The organism is Kitasatospora sp. NPDC058162, assembly GCF_042884005.1.
GTDB lineage: Bacteria > Actinomycetota > Actinomycetes > Streptomycetales > Streptomycetaceae > Kitasatospora.
This window is the reverse complement of record NZ_JBHVUS010000061.1, coordinates 1-23,062: the sequence shown is the minus strand read 5'-3', so window position 1 is coordinate 23,062 and position 23,062 is coordinate 1. Positions and strand designations below refer to the sequence as shown.

At 74.9% G+C, this 23,062-nt stretch carries 18 protein-coding genes; 5 read left to right on the top strand and 13 right to left on the bottom strand.

The genetic code is table 11. The features are described from left to right. Window positions 1-31 precede the first annotated feature (31 nt). Entirely contained in the window at window positions 32-700 is a 669-nt protein-coding gene (locus ACFVXG_RS44740) for an NAD(P)-binding oxidoreductase (RefSeq protein WP_387936275.1), read from the top strand. A gap of 53 nt (window positions 701-753) precedes the next feature. Here the strand turns inward: ACFVXG_RS44740 and ACFVXG_RS44735 are convergent, their stop codons facing one another. The 3 genes from ACFVXG_RS44735 to ACFVXG_RS44725 form a co-directional block, all read right to left on the bottom strand. Beyond that, window positions 754-2,196 (bottom strand): aldehyde dehydrogenase family protein, encoded by a 1,443-nt coding sequence (locus ACFVXG_RS44735; protein ID WP_387936274.1) that lies wholly within the window; start codon window positions 2,194-2,196, stop codon window positions 754-756. 144 nt (window positions 2,197-2,340) lie between these two features. Then, window positions 2,341-3,906, bottom strand: coding sequence for a PucR family transcriptional regulator (locus tag ACFVXG_RS44730; protein ID WP_387936273.1), 1,566 nt, complete (start codon window positions 3,904-3,906; stop codon window positions 2,341-2,343). Between the two features lie 144 nt (window positions 3,907-4,050). Then, complete coding sequence (locus ACFVXG_RS44725; RefSeq protein ID WP_387936272.1) at window positions 4,051-6,123, bottom strand: ATP-binding protein; 2,073 nt, start codon at window positions 6,121-6,123, stop codon at window positions 4,051-4,053. Window positions 6,124-6,363: 240 nt separating this feature from the next. On the opposite strand from ACFVXG_RS44725, the gene gabT reads away from it, so the two are divergent. Both gabT and ACFVXG_RS44715 read left to right on the top strand, forming a co-directional pair. After that, window positions 6,364-7,704, top strand: a complete 1,341-nt coding sequence (gene gabT, locus ACFVXG_RS44720; protein WP_350510059.1) for a 4-aminobutyrate--2-oxoglutarate transaminase — start codon at window positions 6,364-6,366, stop codon at window positions 7,702-7,704. Window positions 7,705-8,151: 447 nt separating this feature from the next. Continuing rightward, window positions 8,152-8,793, top strand: a complete 642-nt coding sequence (locus ACFVXG_RS44715) for a phosphatase PAP2 family protein (RefSeq protein WP_387936271.1) — start codon at window positions 8,152-8,154, stop codon at window positions 8,791-8,793. Window positions 8,794-8,798: 5 nt separating this feature from the next. Here ACFVXG_RS44715 and ACFVXG_RS44710 read toward each other — a convergent pair whose 3' ends face one another. Continuing rightward, complete coding sequence (locus ACFVXG_RS44710) at window positions 8,799-9,170, bottom strand: DUF2218 domain-containing protein (RefSeq protein WP_387936270.1); 372 nt, start codon at window positions 9,168-9,170, stop codon at window positions 8,799-8,801. Window positions 9,171-9,336: 166 nt separating this feature from the next. Here ACFVXG_RS44710 and ACFVXG_RS44705 point away from each other — a divergent pair, with 166 nt between their 5' ends. Next, window positions 9,337-9,861 (top strand): MarR family winged helix-turn-helix transcriptional regulator, encoded by a 525-nt coding sequence (locus tag ACFVXG_RS44705; RefSeq protein WP_387936269.1) that lies wholly within the window; start codon window positions 9,337-9,339, stop codon window positions 9,859-9,861. Here the strand turns inward: ACFVXG_RS44705 and ACFVXG_RS44700 are convergent. Then, window positions 9,752-10,693, bottom strand: coding sequence for an EamA family transporter (locus ACFVXG_RS44700; RefSeq protein WP_387936281.1), 942 nt, complete (start codon window positions 10,691-10,693; stop codon window positions 9,752-9,754). The two genes, ACFVXG_RS44705 and ACFVXG_RS44700, sit on opposite strands and share 110 nt — an antisense overlap. A gap of 127 nt (window positions 10,694-10,820) precedes the next feature. On the opposite strand from ACFVXG_RS44700, the gene ACFVXG_RS44695 reads away from it, so the two are divergent. Next, complete coding sequence (locus ACFVXG_RS44695) at window positions 10,821-11,726, top strand: LysR family transcriptional regulator (protein WP_387936268.1); 906 nt, start codon at window positions 10,821-10,823, stop codon at window positions 11,724-11,726. Here ACFVXG_RS44695 and ACFVXG_RS44690 read toward each other — a convergent pair. From ACFVXG_RS44690 to ACFVXG_RS44655, 8 genes are all read right to left on the bottom strand, one after another. After that, window positions 11,723-12,487 carry a ZIP family metal transporter gene (locus ACFVXG_RS44690; protein WP_387936267.1) on the bottom strand — a complete coding sequence of 255 codons (765 nt, stop codon included), beginning with the start codon at window positions 12,485-12,487 and terminating at the stop codon, window positions 11,723-11,725. The genes ACFVXG_RS44695 and ACFVXG_RS44690 overlap by 4 nt on opposite strands. Window positions 12,488-12,839: 352 nt before the next feature. After that, window positions 12,840-14,546 carry a restriction endonuclease gene (locus tag ACFVXG_RS44685; protein ID WP_387936266.1) on the bottom strand — a complete coding sequence of 569 codons (1,707 nt, stop codon included), beginning with the start codon at window positions 14,544-14,546 and terminating at the stop codon, window positions 12,840-12,842. 115 nt (window positions 14,547-14,661) lie between these two features. Next, entirely contained in the window at window positions 14,662-16,431 is a 1,770-nt protein-coding gene (locus ACFVXG_RS44680; RefSeq protein WP_387936265.1) for a hypothetical protein, read from the bottom strand. A 298-nt stretch (window positions 16,432-16,729) separates the two neighbouring features. Then, window positions 16,730-17,386 (bottom strand): YigZ family protein, encoded by a 657-nt coding sequence (locus ACFVXG_RS44675; RefSeq protein ID WP_387936264.1) that lies wholly within the window; start codon window positions 17,384-17,386, stop codon window positions 16,730-16,732. 153 nt (window positions 17,387-17,539) lie between these two features. Next, window positions 17,540-18,829, bottom strand: coding sequence for a DUF6986 family protein (locus tag ACFVXG_RS44670; RefSeq protein ID WP_387936263.1), 1,290 nt, complete (start codon window positions 18,827-18,829; stop codon window positions 17,540-17,542). A 166-nt stretch (window positions 18,830-18,995) separates the two neighbouring features. Then, on the bottom strand, window positions 18,996-20,591 hold the full coding sequence (locus tag ACFVXG_RS44665; protein ID WP_387936262.1) for a DUF2637 domain-containing protein: 1,596 nt from the start codon (window positions 20,589-20,591) through the stop codon (window positions 18,996-18,998). Between the two features lie 198 nt (window positions 20,592-20,789). Next, window positions 20,790-21,455: a LuxR C-terminal-related transcriptional regulator gene (locus ACFVXG_RS44660; protein ID WP_387936261.1), complete on the bottom strand. Its 666-nt coding sequence runs from the start codon at window positions 21,453-21,455 to the stop codon at window positions 20,790-20,792. Beyond that, window positions 21,407-22,816, bottom strand: a complete 1,410-nt coding sequence (locus tag ACFVXG_RS44655; RefSeq protein WP_387936260.1) for a sensor histidine kinase — start codon at window positions 22,814-22,816, stop codon at window positions 21,407-21,409. The genes ACFVXG_RS44660 and ACFVXG_RS44655 overlap by 49 nt, the downstream gene beginning before the upstream one ends. Window positions 22,817-23,062 lie beyond the last annotated feature (246 nt).

Here is a 23,062-nt window from a genome sequence, read left to right as displayed (position 1 = left end):
ACCCGGCACCACCCGGGCTACCGTCGGACCCATGCGTACCGTCATCGCCGGAGGCCACGGACAGATCGCGCTGAAGCTCGAACGGCTGCTCGCCGACCGCGGCGACCGCCCCGCCGGGATCATCCGCCGCCCCGAACAGGCCCGGGACCTCGTCGACGCCGGCGCCGAGCCGCTGCTGCTCGACCTGGAGTCCGCCACCGCCCCGCAGCTCGCCGCCCTGCTCGCCGACACCGACGCGGTGGTCTTCGCCGCCGGCGCCGGCCCCGGCAGCGGCGCCGACCGCAAGAACACCGTCGACCGCGACGCCGCCGTCCTGCTCGCCGAGGCCGCCGAACTCGCCGGGGTCCGGCGCTACCTCATGGTCTCGTCCATGGGTGCCGACGCGGCCGCCCACCACCCCGCCGACGAGGTCTTCGAGACCTACCTGCGGGCCAAGGGCGCCGCCGACGACGCCGTCCGCGCCCGCACCGCGCTGGACTGGACGGTGCTGCGCCCCGGGCGGCTCACCGACGGCCCCGGCACCGGCCTGGTCCGCCTCGCCCCCTCCGTCGGCCGCGGCGCGGTCGACCGGGCCGACGTGGCCGCCGTCCTCGCCGCACTGCTGCGCGAGCCCGGCACCGCCGGGCAGACCCTGGAGCTGGTCGCCGGGAACGCCACCGTCGCCGAGGCGGTCGCCGCCGCGGCCGGGCACGACGGCTGAACGCGCCGCGGGGCCCGGTCCGCACCGGACCGGGCCCCGCGGCGAGCGGTCCCTCAGAGGTCGAGGCCGGTCAGCACCATGACCTTCTCGACCGTGTAGTCGTCCATCGCGTACTTGACGCCCTCACGGCCGACACCGGAGTCCTTGACGCCGCCGTACGGCATCTGGTCGGCCCGGTAGGACGGCGCGTCGCCGATGATCACACCGCCGACCTCCAGCTCCCGGTGGGCCCGGAACGCGGTCTGCAGGTCGTGGGTGAACACGCCCGCCTGCAGGCCGAACGGCGAGTCGTTGACGGCCGCGAAGGCCTCCTCGACGCCCTCCACCCGGTGCAGCGACAGCACCGGGCCGAACACCTCGGCCTTGGCCAGGATCGCGTCGGCGGGCAGCTCGGCCAGCACCGTCGGGGCGTAGGTCGCGCCCTCACGGGTCCCGCCGGCCAGCAGCTTGGCGCCCTTGGCCACCGCGTCGTCCACCCAGGACTCCACCCGCTTCGCGGCGTTCTCGTCGACCAGCGGGCCGACGTCCGTCGCGTCGTCGTTCGGGTCACCGGTGACCTGCGCCGCGACCTTCGCCACGACCTTCTCCACCAGCGCGTCGTACACCGACGCGTCGGCGATCACCCGCTGCACCGAGATGCAGGACTGGCCGCCCTGGTAGTTGGCGAACATCGCGATCCGGGTGGCCGCCCAGTCCAGGTCGGCCTCCGAGGACCAGTCCGCGAGCACCACGGCCGCGGCGTTGCCGCCCAGCTCCAGGGTGGTGTGCTTGCGCGGCACCGAGTCCATGATCTGGTAGCCGACCTTGTCCGAACCGGTGAAGGAGATCACCGGCACCCGGGCGTCCTGCACCAGGGCCGGCATCCGGTCGTTCGGCACCGTCAGGATCGACCAGGAGCCGGCCGGCAGGTCCGTCTCGGCCAGGATCTCGCCCAGCACCATCGCCGACAGCGGCGTCGCCGGAGCCGGCTTGAGGATGATCGGCGCGCCGACCGCGATCGCCGGGGCGACCTTGTGGGCGACCAGGTTCAGCGGGAAGTTGAACGGGGCGATCCCCAGCACCACACCGCGCGGGAAGCGGCGCACCACCGCGAAACGGCCCACGCCGCCCGGGTCGGTGTCCAGCCGCATCGTCTCGCCGTTGGTGCGGCGCGCCTCCTCGGCGGCCCAGCGGAAGACCGACACCGCGCGGCCGACCTCGCCGCGGGCCCACTTGATCGGCTTGCCGTTCTCGGCGGTGATCAGCCGGGCGAGCTCCTCGGTGCGCTCGGCCAGCCGCTTGGCCACGTGGTCCAGGGCGGCGGCCCGCTGGTGCGCCGGAGTCGCGGCGAACACCGGCAGCGCGGCCGCGGCGGCGTCCAGCGCCTCCTCGACCTGGGCCTCGGTCGGGATGCTCACCCTGCCGACCAGACGGCCGTCCCAGCTGTTGTGCACCTCGAAGTCGGCGTCACCGCTCGCCCGGCGGCCGGCCAGCCAGAAATCGTACGTGGTGGTCACCGTGGTACCGGCCCTCTCCTCGTCGTCGTACGGCCCACGGGAGTGGGACCCGAACCCGAGGGTAGGGGCGAGGACGGGCCGACCGGATTGGCCGACTAGGAGCGTTCGGCTCCGGGGCCACTCCACCACGTCCAGCCGGGCCGGCTACTCCTCACCGGACCGCAGCGCCAGCCACAGCTCCATCCGCACGTCCGTGTCGTCCAGCGAACGGCCCAGCAGCTCCTCGACCCGCCGCATCCGGTAGCGCAGCGTGTGCCGGTGCACCCCCAGGTCCGCCGCCGCCGCGTCCCACTGCCCGTGCCGCGACAGCCACGCCCGCAGCGAGGCCACCAAGTCCCCGCGGGCCGTCCGGTCGTGCTCGCGCAACGGCCGCAGCAGCCCCTCCGCGAACGCCGTCACCGCGTCCTCGCCGAGCAGCGGCAGCAGCGAACCCGCGCCGACCTCCTCGTGGTCCACCGACCGCCGGCCACCGCGCAGCGCCACCGCCAGCGCCCGCTCCGCCTGCGCGTACGCCGTACCGGCCTCCTCCAGCGCGGCCGGCGCCGAAACGCCCAGCGACAGGCCCTCGTGCTCCTCCACCGCCCCGAGACAGGCCCGGTGCACCGCGCCGTTGTCCAGCGCCAGCACCATCAGCCGCGGCCCGTGCGCACCCTCCTCCCGCGCCACCAGCAGCTTCTCGCCCACCCGGGCACCCGCCTGCTCGGCCCGGTCCCCGAGCTCCACCAGCCCCTCCGCGGCATCCGCGTTCGGCCCCGCCCCGGCCACCAGAACCCGTATCGTCCCCTCCGGCATACCGCCGAACAGCCCCACCGCCACCTGCCGGGCCGTCGCCACCTCGCCCGCCAGCACCATCCGCAGCAGCGCGGCGCCCATCCGCTCCTCGGCCTGCCGCAGCTCGCGCGACCGCTCCAGGGTGAGCGTCAGCAGCGCCACCGCCGCGTTCAGCACGTACCGCTCGGTCGGCGTGATCCGGTCCTCGGTCCCCACCGCCAGGAAGCCCCGGGCCCGCCGGTCCGCTCCCAGCGACTGGACCACCACGTAGTCCTCGTCCGCCGTGTCTATCCCCGGCGACCGCCCCTGCAGCGCCGCACTCGACGGCGCCGGCCGCCGACGCAGCCGGTCCACCTCCGCCGCCAGCCGCCCAGCCCGGCGCGCCGCCCAGTCCGGCGCCACCACCGACAGCGCACCCGACCCGTCGTACAGCGCCGCCCAACCCCCCAGCCGGGCCGCCAGCCGGCGCACCACTGCCGTGGTGCCGTCCTTGCCCAGCGCCGCCCGGGTCAGCTCCTCCTGCGCCTCGAAGCTCGTCGTCACCGCCTCGTACTGCTCCGCGGCCAGCGCCGCCGACACCACCTTGCTGATCGCGATGAACGGCGTCGGCTCCGGCACCCGCAGCAACGGCAGCCCCCGCTGCTGCGCCGCGTCCACCAACGGCTGCGGCACCTCCGTGTGCGACAGGCCCACCCCCAGCCCCAACCCGACCACCCCGGCATCGGCCAACCGGTGCACGTACGCCTGCAGCTGCGCCGCCGTACGGCCCAGCTTGATACCGGTGGTGAGCAGCAGCTCGCCACCCTCCAGGAACGGCGTGGGGTCGTCCAGCTCGCTGGTGTGCACCCAGCGGACCGGCCGCTCCAAGTGGTCCGCACCGGCGAGCACCGTCAGGTGGAGCGAACTGTTGCGGACGACGGAGGCGAGTGTGGGGGGCATGGCACCTTCGGAGGGTCGACCTGACCGCGCCGTTGCGGCCGGGCGAGGAGAGGGCAGTGGGACTGGTGAGGGTCTCTCCCCTTCATTATGGACGCCCCGGACAACCGGCACTGCCGAATCCACCTCGGAGGCGACTTCCCCGGCTCAACCGCGCAGGTCCACCAGCAACGGCGGCACCTGCTCCCCCGACACCGCCGTCAACGACACCACCGCGTGCCCCGCCGGCAACGCGTGCGCCAGATCCGACGGCGACCACCGCAACCGCTCCACGTCCCGCGTCGTCACCGACTCCGTCTGCGCCGTCGTCCCCGACAACGCCTTCCGCCCGAGCCGCCCGGCCCGCCGCACCACCCCACCGGAGGTGTCGGGGGTGTGGGTCACCGCGGTCTCCTGCACCAGGTGCGTCCCCCAGGCCTCCGAGAACAGCCGACCGTCCCAGGGCGCGATCCCGGGGAAGGCCACCCGGCAGCCCACCGCCCCGAACAGCGGCGCCCGCAGCGCCTCCGGCAGGTCCACCAGGGTCCGCAGCAGCAGCACGGCGCCCGCGTTCGCGCCGCGCATCCGCTGCAGGCCCCGGACGGAGCCGGCGTCCAGCGCGGCCGAGGCGTCGTCCACCACCAGGCCCGCGAACAACGAGCGGTCCTCCCGCGCCCCGGCCGCCTGCAGGAACTGCCCCACCACCAGCCGGGACAGCATCCGGGCCGCCTCCGGGTGAGTGCGCTCGGGCAGCTTCACCCGGACCCGCAGCGGGTGGTCCAGCACCCGCATGGCGAACGGGGGACGGCCCGTGCCGTCGGTCGCGAAGGCCCCCTCGAAGGCGGGCCGCTCCAGCAGCCCCAGCCGGTCCGCCAACAGCGCGCCCGGGTCGTCCGCCCGGCCCCGCTGGCGCTCCCGGTACTCCAGGTCCCGCTCGTACGCGGCCAGTCGGCCCGCCGACCCGAGCGCCTTCACCAGCGCCGCCAGCGCATCCGCCTCGCCGCCCAGCAGGGCCCGCAGCTCGCGCACCCCCGGGTAGCGGCGGTAGGCGGCGTGGAACGGGCCCACCACCTGCTGCAGCGCCGTCCGGGCGTTCTCCGCGCGGGCGGTCAGCTCGTCCGGCAGCAGGGCGTCGGCCAGCCGGGCCGCGGCCTCGTCCGGGTCCTGCGCCGCGCCGTACAGGTCCAGCCCGTACACCGAGGCCGGATCACCGGGCGCGATCACCACGTCGTACCAGGCGTCCGGGCCCAGGTCGGCGTCCGCCGCCCCGACCACCACCGCGCACGCGGTACCGGCCAGCGCCTGCAGGCACAGCGCCTCGGCCACCGGTCGGGCCAACCGCGCCGTCTTCCCCGTCCCGGCCGGACCGACCGCCAGCAACGAGGTGCCCAGCACCGCCGGATCCAGCGCGAAGTCCGCCGCCCGGTGGCTCAAGGGGTTCTTCGGCACGTCCTGCGCCACACCGAGGCAGACCTGGCCCAGCAGCAGGTCGTGCCGCCGGACCCGGCCCTGCAGCTCACGCGCCTCGGACGGGTGGGCGAAGGCCGCCGCGCCGCGGGCGGCCACCTGCTCGGTGAAGGCGGGCACGAACGCCGGGTCCGCCTGCGCCGACTCCCAGGCGCGCTGAATCCGCACGTAATCGACGTCACCGACCGCCTCGACCTCCAGCCGGGCCGCCGCCTCGACCGCCCCGCCCTGCCGCAGCCCGTCCCACGGGTCCCGCCCCCGGGCCGCCTCCACCGCGGGCCCGGCCTCCTCGGCGGGCTCCTCCCGGGTCACCGTCCGCGACAGCAGCGGGGCGACGTAGCGGCGCCAGACCTCGGGCCAGCGGCCCATCCGGCCGAAGACCTTGATGACGGCGGCGAGCACCAGGAGGTTCACCGACAACCCGACGACGGTCACCTGGGTCTCGGTGGGGTGTTCGACCCAGACGGTCATCACGATGAGGCGGAGCACCAGCTGGGTGCCGTAGACGAAGGCCAGCCACCCCACCACCGCGTTGAGCGCCGCCCGCAGCAGCAGCGGCCAGGTGGGGACCCGGGCGGCCTCCGCGCGTTCGGGGTCGAGGCGGCGGTAGCCGAGGCGGTAGACGCCCGGTTCGGCTTCGGGGCGCGGGGCGGTGGCCCAGCCGGCGAGATCGAAGGCCCCGCCCGGGGGGGTGTTGGGGCGTTGGTGGGGCAGGGGGGTCGGGGGTCTGGTGGTGGTGTGGTCGACCTGGTGGTGTGACCCGTCCTGTGCCATGTACGGCCCCGCTCCCTCGCCCGCCCGGCCCGACCGCCGTCGGTGCCGCCATACCCATGCCGCCGTACCGGCGACACGCCCGCGCTCAGGGTAGTGGAGCGGGCCTGCGGGTAGTCGTGGCGCTCGGGCTGGCCGTGCCGGACAAGTCGGACGGCGCAGTGCTACCGAGTGGCGCATGCCTGGTCGGGGAGGGCGGCCGTAGCCTGCGAAGCACCGAGCCGAGAAGTCTGGAGATACCCCATGAGCGCCGTATCGCCGCTCCCGCAGGAGCGCCGTCTGGTCACCGCGATCCCGGGTCCGAAGTCGCAGGAGCTGCAGGCCCGCAAGCTGGGTGCGGTGGCGGCCGGTGTCGGCACCACCCTGCCGGTGTACGTCACCCGTGCGAACGGCGGCGTGCTGGAGGACGTGGACGGCAACTCGCTGATCGACTTCGGCTCCGGCATCGCCGTGACCAACGTCGGCAACAGCGCCGAGGCCGTGGTGGCCCGGGCGAGCGAGCAGCTGGCCGCCTTCACCCACACCTGCTTCATGGTGACCCCGTACGAGGGTTACGTGGCCGTCGCCGAGCAGCTGAACGAGCTGACCCCGGGTGACCACGAGAAGCGCACGGCGCTGTTCAACTCGGGCGCCGAGGCGGTCGAGAACGCGGTGAAGATCGCCCGCGCCTACACCAAGCGCACCGCCGTCGTGGTGTTCGACCACGGCTACCACGGCCGCACCAACCTGACCATGGGCCTGACGGCGAAGAACATGCCGTACAAGCAGGGCTTCGGTCCGTTCGCCCCGGAGATCCACCGCGTGCCGGTGGCGTACCCGTACCGCTGGCTGACGGGCGCGGAGAACTGTGCCGCCGAGGCCGCCGCGCAGGCGATCGACATGATCAACAAGCAGATCGGTGCGGAGAACGTCGCCGCGATCATCATCGAGCCGATCCAGGGCGAGGGCGGCTTCATCGAGCCGGCCAAGGGCTTCCTGCCGGCGATCGTGGAGTTCGCGAAGGCGAACGGCATCGTGTTCGTCGCCGACGAGATCCAGACCGGTTTCTGCCGCACCGGCCAGTGGTTCGCGTGTGAGGACGAGGGCATCGTCCCGGACCTGATCACCACCGCCAAGGGCATCGCCGGCGGTCTGCCGCTGGCCGCGGTGACGGGTCGCGCCGAGATCATGGACGCCGCGCACGCGGGCGGCCTGGGCGGCACCTACGGCGGCAACCCGGTGGCCTGCGCCGCCGCGCTGGGCTCGATCGAGACGATGAAGGAGCTGGACCTCGTCGGCAAGGCGCAGCGGATCGGCGAGGTCATGCTCGGCCGCCTGCGGGCCATGCAGGAGAAGTTCGACATCATCGGCGAGGTCCGCGGCCGGGGCGCGATGGTCGCCGTGGAGCTGGTGAAGCCGGGCGGCAAGGAGGCGAACGCGGAGGCCACCGCGGCCATCGCCAAGGCCTGCCACAACGAGGGCCTGGTGGTGCTGACCGCCGGCACCTACGGCAACGTGCTGCGTTTCCTGCCGCCGCTGGTCATGCCGGAGCACCTGCTGAACGAGGGCCTGGACATCCTGGAGGCCGCGTTCGCCGCCGTCTGAGCGGTGTCGCCCGTCAGGGTCTGAATACCCCCGCCGGAGGGATGTCCGGACAGCGCTGAACGGCCCGTGGGGACCTCTGGTCCGCACGGGTCGTTCGGTTTCCCGGGGCCGTCCGGAGGCGGTCCGAGGAGGGTCCGGGGAGGGGTGAAGATGATGTGCGGAATCGCTGAAGGCGCTCGGCCCGGAAGGACGGTTGACGTAGTGTCATCACAGATGGACAGCGAGCCTCAGCCATTGGCGGAGCCGTCCGCGGAGCCTCCCCGAGGGGCGGGTCCGCGCGGGCGCCGCGAGGACAACCGGTCCGCCCCGGGAGGGGCGGCACACACCGAAGGCCGATCGACCGACCGTCCGACCCACACCCCCCGGGGCGCACGGAACGGCGATCATCAGAGCCGCCCCGGAGCTCTCCCCCCTGCTCCGGGGCGGCTGTCCGCTGTCCTGGGCCGGGTGGCCCGGTCGGTGGCGGTGCCGGTGGTGGCGGCGGTCGTGCTGCTGACGGTGTCCTGGCAGGTGGCGGTGGACGGGCCGCTGCTGGGGGTGGACCGCTCGGTGCGCGCGGCGGTCCACGCGTCCCGCCGTGACCACCCGAGCGCCCTGCTCGACCACCTGGGCCACCTGCTGGCGGACCTGGGCGGCGGGGTGCCCGCCGTCCCGGTGCTGCTGGTGGCCGGGGGGCTGGCCGCTTGGTGGTGGCGCCGGGCGGGGGCGGTGCGCTGGTGGCTGCCGCTGCCGGTGGCGGCGCTGACCGCGGTGCTGATTCCGCTGCTCGTGGTCCCGGCGAAGGCCGGGTTCGCCCGGCCGGGCCCGCTCGGGGACCCGCTGCTGCCGGGGCAGTGGGGCTGGTACCCGTCGGGGCACACCGCGACCGCGACGTTCTGCTACGGGGTGGCGGCGCTGCTGCTGGCCCGGGCGGCGGGGCGGCGGACGGCCCGGGGGCTGACCGCGGGCGCGGTGGTGCTGGCGCTCGGGGTGGGCGCGGGGCTGGTGTGGAGCGACTTCCACTGGCTGCTGGACGTGCTGGCCAGCTGGTGCCTGGCCGTCCTGGTGCTGTGGGTGCTCGATCGTCGGCTGCCCCGGCCGGGCGCCTGAGGGCGTCAGGCCTCGGGGGTGCTCTGCTCGGGGGTGGTCTGCTCGGGCGCGTCCTCGTCGTCGTTGCGGTGGACGAGGCCGGCCTCGCCGTTGTCGCGGTGCCACTCGACGACGAGCTCGTCGCGGGCGCCGAAGCGGACGAGGTGGCGGCCGACCACGTCCTCCAGGCCGGCCAGGTTCTCGCGCTCGCCCTCGACGGTGAGCAGCAGGGCGTCCGACTGGGCCTCCATGGTGGCGGTGCCGGCCTTGAAGACCAGCGTGCCGTGGCCGGTCTCGGGGGAGAAGGAGGTCTCGATCCGCTTGCTCATGTGGGCGGCGAGCTGCTTGGCGTAGCGGGCGGGGCGGTCGGTGGCGACGCGGGCGGTGGAAACGGGCATGGGTGCTCCAAGGAAGGGGAGGGAACTTAGGGTCCCCTCACTTGGAAGTACCGTAACGCAGATACTGAGCTAGGCTCAAGATATTTCTCCGAGCACTTTCCAGGGTCGGCCTCGCGCCCGGGACCGGCCGATACGCTTGGGCCGACGCCAGCCGAGGAGACCGCCGATGACCACCACGCCGACCGACGATCCGGCGATCCCCTCCCCCGGCACCCCCGCCGAACTCGCGGACGCGATGACCAGGGCGATCAAGCGGATCCGCCGGCAGACCGGCTGGCGGCTGGAGCCGTACGGCATCACCCCCGGCCAGGCCCGGGCGCTGCGCACGCTCGCCCACGTGCCCGGCTGCGAGACGCCGGACCACGCGATGCGGCTGAGCGACCTCGCCGACAAGCTGCACATCGCCCCGCGCTCGGCCACCACCGTGGTCGACGCGCTGGAGGAGGCCGGACTGGTCGAGCGCCGCCCCGACCCGGCCGACCGCCGGGCGGTCCGGATCCTGCTGACCGAGGACGGGCGCGCGGCGGTGGAGCGGATCCTCCAGGTCCGGGACGAGGTGGCCCAGGACTACTTCGGCGAGGTCAGCCCCGAGGACGAGGAGGTGTTGCTGCGAGTGCTGCGGGCCGCCGAGGCGCGCTTCCTCGCAGCCGGGCCACCGCCGCGGACAGCGCCCCCGGGCGCAGCGCGGTGATCCCGATCCCGGCGATCACCAGCACGGCGGCCGCGGCGGCCGTCGGGCTGACCCGCTCGCCGAGCAGCAGCCAGGCCGAGGACATCCCGAACACCGGCACCAGCAGCGAGTAGGGCGCGACGGCGGTGGCGTCGTAGCTGCGCAGCAGGTAGCTCCAGGCGACGAAGCCGAACAGGGTGGAGACCAGCCCGACGTAGCCGATCACGCCGAGCCCGCCCAGGGTCATCCCGCGCAGCGCCCGCAGGTCCGCGTCCGGGCCCTCCACCAGCAGGGACAGGGCCAGCAGCGGCAGCGGCGGCACGGCGCTGACCCAGACCATCCAGCGCAGCGCGTCCGGCGGCGCGGCCCGGCGGGTCAGCACGTTGGACAGGCCCCAGGCGACGGCGGCCAGCACGACCAGGACGAAGGCGCCGAACGGACCGCCGAGGCCCTGGTCGAGGGCGCTCAGGACGATGCCCGCGAAGGCCAGCCCCAGGCCGATCAGCCGCCGTCGGCCCGCCCGTTCGCGCAGCAGCACGGCGGCGAACAGCGCGGTGAAGCCCGCCTGGCCCTGGAGCACCAGGGAGGAGAGGCCGGCCGGCATCCCGGCGTGCATGCCGAGGAAGAGCAGCCCGAACTTGACCACGCCGAGGACCAGGCCTACCGCCAGCACCCAGCGCCAGGCCACCCGGGGCGGGCCGACGAAGAAGATCGCGGGCACGGCGACCACGGCGAACCGCAGAGCGCAGAAGAGCAGTGGCGGGAAGCTGTCCAGGCCGACGTGGATGAGGACGAAGTTGAGGCCCCACACGGCGGCCACCAGGACGGCCAGGGCGATGTGACGGGGGCTCATGCTCGCGCCGGCGGGAGCGCCGGGAGCAGAGGGTACGGCGGGTGTTGCGGTCATGGGTCGAGCATGGCGGTGCGGGAACGTGTAGCACCAGCGATGAATTCTGAAGTGGACACTTTAGGATCGCTGCATGATGGATCTGGGGCGCCTGCGGGCGCTGCACGCGGTGGCGGTGCACGGCTCGGTCGGCGGGGCGGCGGCCGCGCTCGGCTTCACGCCCTCGGCGGTCTCCCAGCAGATCGCCAAGCTGGAGCGGGAGACCCGCACGGTGCTGCTGGAGCGGCAGGGCCGGGGCGTGGTGCTGACCGACGCGGCGCGGGAGCTGGCCGCCACCGCGCGGACCGTCCTGGGGCTGGTGGAGCAGGCCGAGGTACGGCTGGAGGAGCAGCGCGGCCGGGCGGTCGGACGGCTGCTGGTGGCCGCCTTCGCGACCGGCGCGCGCGGGCTGATGCCCGGGGTGCTGGCCGACCTGCGACGGCGCTGCCCGGAGCTGGACGTACGGCTGCTGGAGAGCGACCCGTACCCGGCGGCCGAGCTGGTGGCGCGCGGCGAGGTCGACCTGGCGCTGGTGCAGGACTGGCCGACCGTGCCGCTGCCGGTGCAGGAGGGGCTCTCCCGGCTGGACCTCGGGACGGACCCGGTGGACCTGGTGCTGCCCGCCGGGGACGGGCTGGCGGCGCTGGACGCGGTGCCGGTGGAGCGGCTGCGCGGGCAGCGCTGGATCAGCGTGCCGCCGGGCAACATCTGCCACGACTGGCTGGTCCGCACCCTGCGCGAGGCCGGCGAGGAGCCCGACGTGCACTACCAGGTCGGCGACTTCGAGACCCAGATCGCCCTGGTCGCGGCCGGTCTGGGGATGGCCGTGGTGCCCCGGCTCGGCCGGGGTCCGCTGCCGGCCGGGGTGGCGGCCCGCCCGGTCGCCTCGCAGCCGAGTCGGCGGGTGTTCGCGCTCTGGCGCGCCCAGGCCTCCCGGCGGCCGGCCATCACCGAGGCGCTGGCGTCGATGCGGGAGGGCTGGGACTCGCTGCCGCGCTAGTTGGCGAAGCCGATGACCAGCCACATGAAGCCGACCCCGGCCACCGTGCACAGCAGGGTGCTGCGCGAGGGGTGCGGGCTGTGCGCCTCCGGGAGGATGTCGGAGGTCGCCAGGTAGAGCAGGAAGCCGGAGAAGAAGCCCAGGTAGAGGCCGAGCAGGTGCTCCGGGATGGTGAAGGCCAGGGTGATCGCGGCGCCCGAGACCGGGGCCAGCGCGTCGGCCGCGAGCAGGGTCAGCGCCCGGCGCCGGTTGTTCCCGTACAGCCGGGTGATCGTGTACGTGTTGAAGCCGTCCGCGAAGTCGTGCGCGACCACGGCGATGGCCACCACCGTGCCGACCGTGCTGCCGGCCTGGAAGGCGGCACCGATCGCGAAGCCGTCCATCACGCTGTGCCCGACCAGGGCCAGGGCGGCGGTCAGTCCGACGCCCTGGTGCCCGGAGCGGTGGGAGTGGCCGTGCTGGTGGCCGTGGGTGTGCTCGGCGTACTCGCCCTCGTGGCCGCGGTGGATGGCGACGGCGCGCTCGACCACGTGGATGGTGAGGAAGCCGACCGCGAACATGAGCAGCGCCTGGGGCACGCCGTGCACCTCGCCGGGCGCCTGGTGGAGGGCCTCGGGCAGCAGGTCGAAGGCGACCACGCCGAGCATCAGACCGGCGGCGAAGCCGAGCACCAGGTGGCGGCGGTCGCCGGTGCGCTGGGCGACGAAGCCGCCGATCAGGGTCATCAGGAAGGCCCCGGCGGCGACCAGGACGGCGGTCATCGGGCCGCCTCCGGCGCCTGGGCGGTCGGGCCGGGCGGGGGTGTCGGTGGTGTCGGGTCGGCCGCGCCCGCCGGATGGCCGGTGCCGCCGTGTGGTCTGACGAGCGCTCTGCCCATTCCTCTCCCCCTGGGGTCCGCCCGTGGCCGGGCCGACCGCCGACCGTACCGGACGCCCGTCCGGCGGTGATCGCCCGGGGTGCCGCCGACCGGGCCGGTCCTCGGCCGCGGTCCCGTCGGCCCGGTCCCCTCAGCCTTGGTCCGGGCACGGAGGGGCGCCCGCCGGGTGGGCCGTCGGGGTGAACTCGCTGGTGGGGGGTGCGGGTGGGGGTGGGAATGGACAGGGCCGGGCCGGGTCAGCGGCCGGCGGCGAGCGGCAGGCCGAGGTGGGTGCGGGCGAGTTCGCGGACGCCGTCGCCGTCGATCAGGTGGATGTGCCGGTGGCTCTCCCCGGCGGACAGGTCCAGGGCCTCCTCCGCGAAGTGGCCGGTGGTCAGCCGCAGGCCGCGTTCGGCGGACTCCTCGCGGACCGCCTCGGCCAGGGTCTCGATCTGCTCCACGCTGACGGACTCCGAGTCCCGGGAGGCCCAGACCACCCAGCGGCCGGGCAGCGCGCTGCCGGGGGCGCCCTCGCCGGTGGCGACCAGCCCGGCCGGGCCGCGCAGCCGTACGCTCCACTCGGCGACCCCGCCCCGGGTGAGCAGGTCGCGCACCAGCTGGGCGAACTCGTTGGCGGAGAGGTCGGACGCGGCCGGGACGGCGACGCCCGCCCGGGCGGCCGGCTGGACGGCCGTCCGGGCGTACGGGTCCGGGGTGACGGCGGCACCGAGCTGGCGCAGCCGGACCAGGGCCTCGTCCTGCTCGGCGTCGGCGTAGACGCCCTCGTCGTCGCGCTCCTCGTACGGGGTCCCGGGCGGCAGCAGCCGGGTGCGGGCCAGGGCGTCGCGGTCGGCGTCCACGCTGAGCAGGCAGAGCGGCTCGGCACCGGGCTCGCGCAGCCAGCCGTTGAGGACGACGCCGGCGAGTATCTCCTCGGTGTCCACAGCGTCGGCGGCCTGCAGGGAGCGCAGGGCCAGCCGGGCGACCAGCCGCAGGTAGTCGGTGGCCCGGTCCGCGGGCGGGCGCGGCACCGGGAGGATGTCGCCCTCGGGGGCGAGCCGGTAGCCGGTGAGCGAGGGCACCAGGTCGAGCGGGGGCAGGTCGAGGTCCAGCACGGCGGTGCGGGTGAGCGGGCGGAAGACCGCCCGGCACGGGGCGGGGAGGTCCTGGGTGGCGGTCTCGGCCGCGGCCAGCGCCCGTTCCAGCAGCGACTCCACGGCGGCCGGCTCGGCCAGCCGGTAGGCGCGCCGGCACTCCTCCAGGCTCTCGTTGTACTCGCGCACGGCGCGGGCTCGGGCCTCCTCCGCGGCCTCGTGGGCGCGCCGGGACTCCCCGGCGGCCGGGCTGCCGGCCTCGGCCCGGCGGGTGCGCCACTCCCGCAGGGCACGCTGGTGGGTCAGCCGGGCCTGGGCGAGTTCGCGCTGGTAGCCGGAGTCCAGCAGCCGGCGGGACGGGCCGCCCTCCGGGTCGGCGGCGGTCGGGTCGGCGGGGGCGAAGTCGTCCCAACGGGGCTCGGCGCCGTCGACGGCGGCCGGGCCGTCGGCCGGGTAGGGACGGGGCTCGTAGTGGCGCAGCTGGCTCTCGAAGTCCATGGCCGAGACGGGCAGCGCCGCCCGCCGCAGCAGGTCGGCCAGCCGGTCGTGCTCGGCCCGGACGGTGAGGGTGCGGTGGTGGGTGAGGGCGGCGGCCCGGGCGTGCGCCGCCACGGCCTCGTCGGGGTCGGCGGAGCCCGGGTCGGCGGGGCCTTGGCCGCCGGCGCCCGGACCGCCGGTGTCCGGGGCGGTGGTGTCCGGGCCGACCGCATCCGGGCTGGACAGGCGGCCGGGGGCCGGGTGGCCCGCGGCACCGTCCGGCTCCGGGCCCTGGTCGGCACCGAGGTCGCGGAAGACCGAGGCGAGGAAGCCCGGTTGGGGGAACGGGACGGTGGCGGTGCCGTCGGACTGGCCGTCTGCTGAGTACTGCATCGGTCGTCGTTCCCCCATGCTCGTCCGGCGCCTGCCCGGGGCGACGGACCGGCCCGCGACCCCGCCCCCTGCCGGACATTGTCCACCGAACGGGCGCAGCGGTCAGCCAAGCCCGTCAGTTGGTCCGGGTGTTGGTGAGGTGCAGGCCGATGTAGCCGACGTAGATCCGGCCACTGCCGGAGCAGTCGTCGAGGTAGTGCAGCCGGGGTGCGGTGCGGCCGCCGCCGATCCGCAGGTGCGCGCCCATGAAGGCGCGTCGGGAGGCGTCGACGCATTCCGGCACCGGCAGCATCCGTTCGCGCTTCCACTTGGTGTGGCTGAACACCGTCCGGGACTCCCCGCGCACCGCCTTGCGGGGCGGGAAGCGGTGACAGCCGTCCGGGGTGTGCTCGCACCACTGCTTGAAGTCCCCGCCGGCCGCGCCGCGCACGGCCGCCTCGGCGTACTCCTGCAGGGCCGTCAGGCCGTCCCAGGCGAGCCGGGCCCAGCCCGCGCCGGCGCACTGGAGTCCGTCCAGGGCGAGCGCGTTCTTCTGGTCACCGGTGAAGGTGAGCAGCGGGAACTCACCCAGCCTGCCGAGGAGTTCGGTGAAGGTCTCGGGCTTGCCCGGGCACCCGGAGAGTCGGCCCGCGCGGTGGCCCGCGGTGGTCGGGCCGGTGCCCGAGGTGGTCGGCGCGGCGGTCGGGACGAGGCCGGGACCGGTGCAGTGACGGCCGCTCAGGGCGCCTCGGGTGCCGGTGCGGAGACGGCCCTCGTGGCCGTCCCTGGTCTGGGCCCGGTCCCGGCGCTCCAGCCGGAGGGTGTGCCGGACCCGCTCCAGCTCGTCGGCCCTGGCCTGCTGCTCCGCGCGGTCCTGCTGCTCCTCGCGGGCGAGCACGGCCGGTTCGGCGACCGGTTCGGCGGCCGGGCGCACCTGCGGGGGCGGGACGCGCAGCACCGGGACGGCGGCCAGCGGCGGCGGGAGCGGCTGGTCGGCGGCGAGGCGGCGCGGCTCGCGGGCGAGCAGCCCGGCGGCACGGCGGAGGTCCTGTTCTATTCGGCCCCGGGCGAGCACCGGATGTCGGGAGCCGTCCTGCCGGGAGGCCGGGTCGACCTCGGGCAGGTAGGTGCGCACCGCACCGCCGTACACGGTGTGGTACTCCAGCGCGACGTTGAACCCGGTGCGGGCGCCCGGGTCGAGCACGTAGGCGGTGGCGAGGCCGGGCAGCTGCCGGCAGAGCGGCCGGACCACCTCCTCGACCCAGTGGTCGACCGGGAGGTTCACCGGCACGCTGGCGACCACCGTGGGCAGCCGGCGTTCCGGGTCGCAGAGCTCGTCGATCAGGTCGTCGACCTCGTCGGCCGTGATCACCCGGGGGGCGGGGTGGACGGCGGCCGGGCCGTCGGCGGCGTCGAGCAGCGGGAGGAGGGTGCGGGCGAGCTCGGGCACCGGCACCCGGCAGGGGGTGCGCACGCCGCTGCCGGTGTTGTGGGTCTCGGCCTCCAGCCGGACCCAGGTGGGGCCGCCGGCGGCGGTGGCGACGGTGAGGGTGAGCTGTCGGGTACCGTGCGGGGCCGGGGTGCGCAGGCGGCGGCGGTCGTAGCGGCCGGCGCCCGGGCCGCCGCGCAGCGGTCCGAGGTCCCGGTCCAGCAGGACGCGCTCGCCCAGGCGCAGGCGTTCGGCGGCGGGGGGTGCGCCGGAGGCGGTACCGGGGGCGGTGCCGAGGGCGGGCGGGGGCTCCTCACAGCCCTCCTGCTTCAGCCAGGAGGCGAGCTGCTCGTCGGCCAGGGCGACGGCCTCGGCGTGCGGGAGGGCGGTGGTGACGGTCATCCGGTAGGGCGTCGCGGGGCCGCGGGGGCCGGGTAGGTCGGCACCGGCGGGCGAGGGCGAGCGGTCTGAGGTCATGCGCATACCTCCGTGGTGCGGGGTGGGGTCTGTTGTCCTCCATCGACGGTTTTCATCCGGTTCGGCCGGAACCTTGCCCAGGAAACGCCACGGCCGGGAGCGGAAGTTCCAACTCCGGGCCACGACACTACGTTCGAGTGAATCTGTTCAAGCCGTCTTCCGCGTGGCGTACGCACTCGGCTACGGGGAGCGACGGATCCGGACGGACTCCGGCAGCGCTACGGCACCGCCGGGGCCGGCGGAGGGCCCGCCGGGGCGGTGCAGCGGGCCGCGCGGACGGAGCCCGTACCCCCGGGACTCAGACCGGCACCTCGACGTAGGTGCGCCCGGCCAGCACGGCGACCGCGGTGCCGCCGGTCGCCTCGGCCAGCCAGGTGTGGAACCCGGCCGCCTCCGGCTCCGGCACGCCCACCTCGATCCGCACCCCGGCCGCCTCGTAGGCGAGGTCGCTCACCGCGTACCCGGCCGCCCGGAGGTCGTTCTCCACCCGCCCGGCGCGCACGTGGTCCACCGTCACCGCGAGCAGTGCGACCGGCCGCCGCTCCAGCAGGCCCACCTCGTCGACCGCCTCCGACACCGCGTTCCCGTACGCCCGCACCAGGCCGCCCGCGCCGAGCTTGATCCCGCCGAAGTACCTGGTCACCACCGCGACGGTGTCGGTCAGGCCGCGCCGGCGCAGCACCTCCAGCATCGGCACCCCGGCCGTACCGCCGGGCTCGCCGTCGTCGCTGGAGCGCTCGCGGCGCTGCTCGTCGCCGACCACGAAGGCGGTGCAGTTGTGCCGGGCGTCCCAGTACTGCTTGCGGATCCCGGCGATGAAGGCCTGCGCCTCGTCCTCGTCGGAGACCCGGCCGAGGTGGCAGATGAAGCGGGACTTCTTGATCTCGGTCTCGTGGCTGCCGGCCCGCCGGATGGTGAGGTACGGCCTGGCGGTCGGTTCCGGCGTGGCGGACATGGCGCGGTGGTTCTCCCGGAACGGCGACGGCTGGCGGCGCGCACCCCGGGGGTCCGGGGCGGCACCGCCAGCCTAGTTGGCGCCCGGCCGGCGGGAGGGCGGCCAGGTGCAGCGAGCAGGGCGCCTGGGCGGCCGGGGGACAGCGGCCGAGGGTCAGCGACCGGCGAGGGCGTCCAGTTGCGCGCGGTCCAGGCCGGTCAGCGCGGTGACCTCGGCCGGGTCGACGGCGCCGCAGTCCAGACCGCGCAGCAGGTAGCCGCTGAGCGCCCGGGCGGTGGCCGGCTCGTCCATCACGTCGCCGCCCGCCTTGGCGACGTACGCGGCGAGCCGGGCGGCGGCGGCCGCCAGGCCCTCCCGGTAGAAGGAGTACACCGCGACGTAGCGGGTCGGCAGGTGCGCCGGGTGCATGTCCCAGCCCTGGTAGTAGGCGCGGGCGAGCGAGCGGCGGACCAGGTCGTGGTGGAGCTTCCAGGCGGCGTGCACCTGCTCGGTGGAGCCGGTGGGGATCACGTTGGTCGAGCCGTCGGAGAGCCGGACGCCGGTGCCGGCCGCGGCCACCTGCATGACCGCCTTGGCGTGGTCGGCGACCGGGTGGTCCATGCTCTGGTAGGCCGCGCTCACACCGCAGGAGGCGCTGTAGTCGAAGGTGCCGTAGTGCAGTCCGGTGGCGCGGCCCTCGGCGGCCTCGATCATGAGGGCGACGGTGGCCCGGCCGTCCGGGCCGAGGATCGCCTGGGTGGTCTCGATCTGGATCTCGAAGCCGATCCGGCCGACGGGGAGCCCGGCCCGGCGCTCGAAGTCCTCCAGCAGCCGCACCAGCGCGGTGACCTGCTCGGCGTAGGTGACCTTGGGCAGGGTGAGCACCAGCCCGTCGGGCAGGCCGCCGTTCGCCAGCAGGGTGGCGAGGAACAGCTCCAGGGTGCGGATGCCGCGGGCGCGGACGGGCGCCTCCATGCACTTGATCCGGATGCCGACGTAGGGCGGCGCGCCGCCCCCGGCCACGGCGGCGGCGACGAGTTCGGCGGCCCGGACGGCGGCGGCGTCCTCCTCGGCGTCGGGGCGGGGGCCGTAGCCGTCCTCGAAGTCGATCCGCAGGTCCTCGACCGGCTCGCGCTCCAGCTTGGCGCGGACCCGGGCGTGCACGTCGGCGAGCAGCTGGTCGTCTGCCACGCCGAGGGCGCGGGCCAGCTCGGCGGGGGTGCCGGCGTGGGTGTCGAAGGCCTCCAGGGCCTGGCGGCCCCACTCCCGTACGGTGTCGGCACGGAAGGCGTCGGCGGGGACGTAGACGGTGTGCACCGGCTGCCGGGTGCCGGAGTCGCCCGGGTAGCGGCGCGCCAGGTCGGCGTCCACGGGGGCGAGCAGCTCCTCGACGGTGGCGCGGGCGGCAGCGGAGAAGGAGGCCCCGCCCGTCGGTCCGGATCCGTCGACCTCGACCTGCGACATCCGCACTCCTCCATGCCGAAACCAGCACTTCAACAATTTGTTGAGGTGAAGGTAGCTCCGGCCGGGTCGGGCGTCAATGGCCGACCGAGCGGTGGACGCGAGGGTGTCGGGTCGGCGCGGGTCTCGGACCAGCGCGGGTCTCGGGGGCGCGGCCGTCGGCGCGGGCTCAGTCCCTCCCGGCGGCCAGGTAGCGGTCGCGCAGCAGCGGGTAGAGGTCGGCGACCTCCTTGGGGTGGACCGCACCGTCCGGGCCCTTCCCGGTGACGCCGTACTCGGTGGTCAACCAGGCGGCGAGACGCGGCGGGTCCGGCTGGTGACCGAAGCTGTCGATGTAGGAGACCAGGCCGTCGTAGGCGACGTCCTCGTCCAGCGGCACCGGTGCCGGGAGGGGTTCGGTCCCGGCACCTTGGGCGGGCTCCTCGGCCGGAACGGGCTGCTCGGGCCGGGCGTGGTGCTCGGCCTGGGCGGCCGGCTGACGGTGCTGCTCGACGGTCGGCTCGGCCGACGGCTGCGCGGCCGTCGGGTGCTGGGCCTGCGGTCCGGAGGCGGCGGGAGCGGGCTCGTCGGCGGCCGGACGCGGAGGCTTGAACCACGGCGAGGCCTGGCCCGGCACCCGCCCGCCCGGGCCGGGGTCCACCGAGTGGCCGGTGGTGCGGACCGGGCGCTCGGTCCAGACGTTCAGCTCCTCGCCGCGCGGCTGCGGGGCGGCTTCCACCTCCGCCTCCGGCTCCTGGGCGGCCCGCAGCCGGACGGCGTGCAGCTTCGCCAGCATCGGCGCGGCGACCTCCGGCGACAGCGGCGCCGCGGCGGGGGCCTCGGGCTGGGGCTGGCCGGGGGCCTCGGGCTGGGCCTGCTGAGGCTGCTGGGGCGACGGGGCCGCCTGGGCCGACTGGGCTGGTTCGGGCTGGGGCTGCTGCGGCTGCTGGGTGTCGGACTGCGCGGCTGCAGCCTGGGCGGGGACCGGACTGCCCACGGCAGGGGCCGGGGCGGCGATGGCCGCGGCGGCCCGGGCCTGCTGGGGCTGGGGCCCGAGCTCCTGGGAGGTCTGCTCCACCAGCGACTCCTTGGCCTCGCGCTCGCGGGCCTCCTCGTCCAGCCGGTCGAGCAGCGACGGGTCCAGCGGGACGCCGAACTTGGCGAGCTTGAGCGGCAGCAGCGCCTGGATCGGGGCCGAGCGGCGCCAGCCGCGGCCGTAGCGGAAGCGCAGCTGCGCCCGGTAGACCAGCCGGTTCTGCTCCAGCCGGATGACCTCCTCGTAGGAGCGGAGCTCCCAGAGCTTCATCCGCCGCCAGAGCCGGAAGGTCGGCACCGGGGAGAGGATCCAGCGCATCACCCGGACCGACTCCATGTGCCGGTCGGCGGTGATCGCCGCGATCCGGCCCACCGCGTGCCGGGAGGCCTCGACCACGACGACGAACAGCACCGGGATGACGGCGTGCATCCCCATGCCGAGCGGGTCGCCCCAGGAGGCCGCCGCGTTGAAGGCGATGGTGGCGACGGTCAGCAGCCAGGCGGTCTGCCGCAGCATCGGGAAGGGGATCCGCAGCCAGGTCAGCACCAGGTCGAGGGCCAGGAGCACGACGATGCCCGCGTCGACGCCGATCGGGAAGGCGTAGGAGAAGGCACCGAAACCTTTCTCCAAGGCCAGCTCGCGCACCGCGTTGTACGAGCCCGCGAAACCGATGCCCGAGATGATGCAGGCGCCGGCCGCGACCAGGCCGAGCAGCCCACGATGGGCCTTGGTGAGCGTTGGGCGTGCCATTACGTCTATCAACCCCTGGATGTCGGCTGCTGCCGTACGCGCATCGGCTGCCGGTTCCCGCCAGTCGGGCCGCCGGACGGCCGAACGGCCTCCGGGCGCGGCCCACCGGAGTTTACTCGTACGGGTGTTTCAGCGTTTCCGCAGCCTGGGGTGTCACAGTACCCACCGCTCCCGGGGCGTCCGGCACCGGTCGGGCCGTCAGCGGCTCTGCCCCGCCGTACCGTTGAGGTACGCCAGGACGGCCATCACCCGGCGGTTGGCGTCCTCGTCGGGGGCGAGTCCGAGCTTGCTGAAGATGTTGGCGATGTGCTTGGCCACCGCGCCGTCGCTCACCGAGAGGCGGGCGGCGATCGCCGAGTTGGAACAGCCCTCGGCCATCAGCTCCAGCACCTCGCGCTCGCGCGGGGACAGCCCGAGCAGCGGGCCCGGGCGGCGCGAGGTGGTCTGCATCAGCTTGGCGATCACGTCCGGGTCCATCGCCGTCCCGCCCGCCGCCACCCGACGGACCGCGTCGATGAACTGCCCCGCGTTGAACACCCGGTCCTTCAGCAGGTAGCCGACCCCGCCCGTGCCGTCGGCCAGCAACTCCCGGGCGTACAACTGCTGGACGTGCTGGGACAGCACCAGCACCGGCAGGCCCCGGATCTCCCGGCGCGCCTTGAGCGCGGCCTGGAGGCCCTCGTCGGTGAGCGTCGGGGGCAGTCGGACGTCCACCACCGCCACGTCCGGGCGGTGGGTCAACAGCGCTTCCAGCAGCTCGGGGCCGGTCTCCACGGCTGCCGCGATGGTGAAGCCGTGCGCTTCCAGCAGACGGATCAGGCCTTCGCGAAGGAGGTAGAGGTCCTCTGCGAGGACAACTCGCACGGCAACTCCAAGGTGATGGTGGTCGGACCGCCGGACGTGCTGTCGATGGCGAGGACACCGTCGAAGGTACCCAATCGACGCTCGATCCCGCGCAGGCCCGTGCCCTGCGACGGATCCGCCACGCCCACACCGTCGTCGGTCACCGTGACCCGGAGCGACCCCGCCCGGTAGAGGATGTCCACCCACACCTGCTCGGCCTCCGAGTGCTTGGCCGCGTTGGCCAGCAACTCGCTGATGCTGAAGTAGACCGCTGCCTCGACCGGAGCCGGCAGCCGGTCCGGCAGGCTCACGAACACCTCGGTCGGCAGCGCGCTGTCCAGCGCCAACTCGCACACCGCGTCGCCGAGTCCGCGCTCGGCGAGCACCGGCGGGTGGATGCCGCGGACCAGGTCGCGCAGCTCCTGCAGAGCCCGGGCCGAGGACTGCCGCGCCTCGGAGAGCAGCTCCCGCGCGGCGGCCTGGTCCGTGTCCATCAGGTGCTCGATGGTGCCCAGCGTCATCCCGATCGCGACCAGCCGTGCCTGGGCGCCGTCGTGGAGGTCCCGCTCGATCCGCCGCAGCTCCGCCGCCTGGCTGCCCACCGCGTCGGCCCGGGTCTCGGTGAGCTCCGCCACCCGCTTGGTCAGCTGGGCGTGCGTCGCCCGGCCGTCCTGGTCCAGCACCCGGCGGGCGGCCTCCACGTACCCGCGCACCGCGTGCGGGGCGAGGAGTATCCCGGCCAGGACCATGCCGATCCCGAGCAGCATGCTCAGCGTGACCCGCGTCATCCGCGCGCTCAGCGGGCCGAAGCCGTCCGCCGGCACCACGCCGCCCAGGGCGAACGCCCCGCCCAGCACGATCAGGAGGACCACCGCGCCGCCCAGGACCGCGGCGGCGACGGGGTTCACGACCAGCCAGAGCATCTCGGCCCGGGTGGTGCGGTCCCGCAGGCCCCAGTGGACCAGCTGCGCGTACTTCGCGACCGTCTGCGAGCGGTGGTACGAGTAGCCCGTCCACCAGTGCCCGCGCTCGTCCAACTCCAGCTGCGGCATCGGCTGGTAGACCACCGGCAGGCGGATGCCGTACCAGCGCTGGAGGAACCGACGCGTCCGGTCCGCCGTCCGACGGACACAGGCCGCCGCCACGGCGGCGCCGGCGACCGCCGCGGCCGCAAGGGCCACCAGCGACGCCGGGAAGTAGTACTGCAGGAGCCGGGCCGTCACGACCCCCGCGACGATGGCCGCCACCACCGGGAGCACGAACCCCGGCACAGCACCCAGCACCACCTGAGCCAGCCGGGCCAGCCCCTGGCCGCCGGCCTGGAAGGCCGCCTGGGTCTGCGCACGGACGGACGTGCCGCTCGTACGGGTCTCTGTGGTCACGCAAGCTCTCCTGATGCCGATGCCGATCGTCCTCCATCAGTGTTCACGAACGACCCGCTCCGGACACTGGCCATGGCACCCCAGTTCCGAGGTGGACCTAGGACCACCTGACAGTGGTGGAAGCAACACCTGGACTGCTCAGCAGTCGGTCCGGAAATGCGAAAAGCCCCTGATCCGAAAGGATCAGGGGCTTTTCTGAATGATTGTTCGGCGGCGTCCTACTCTCCCACAGGGTCCCCCCTGCAG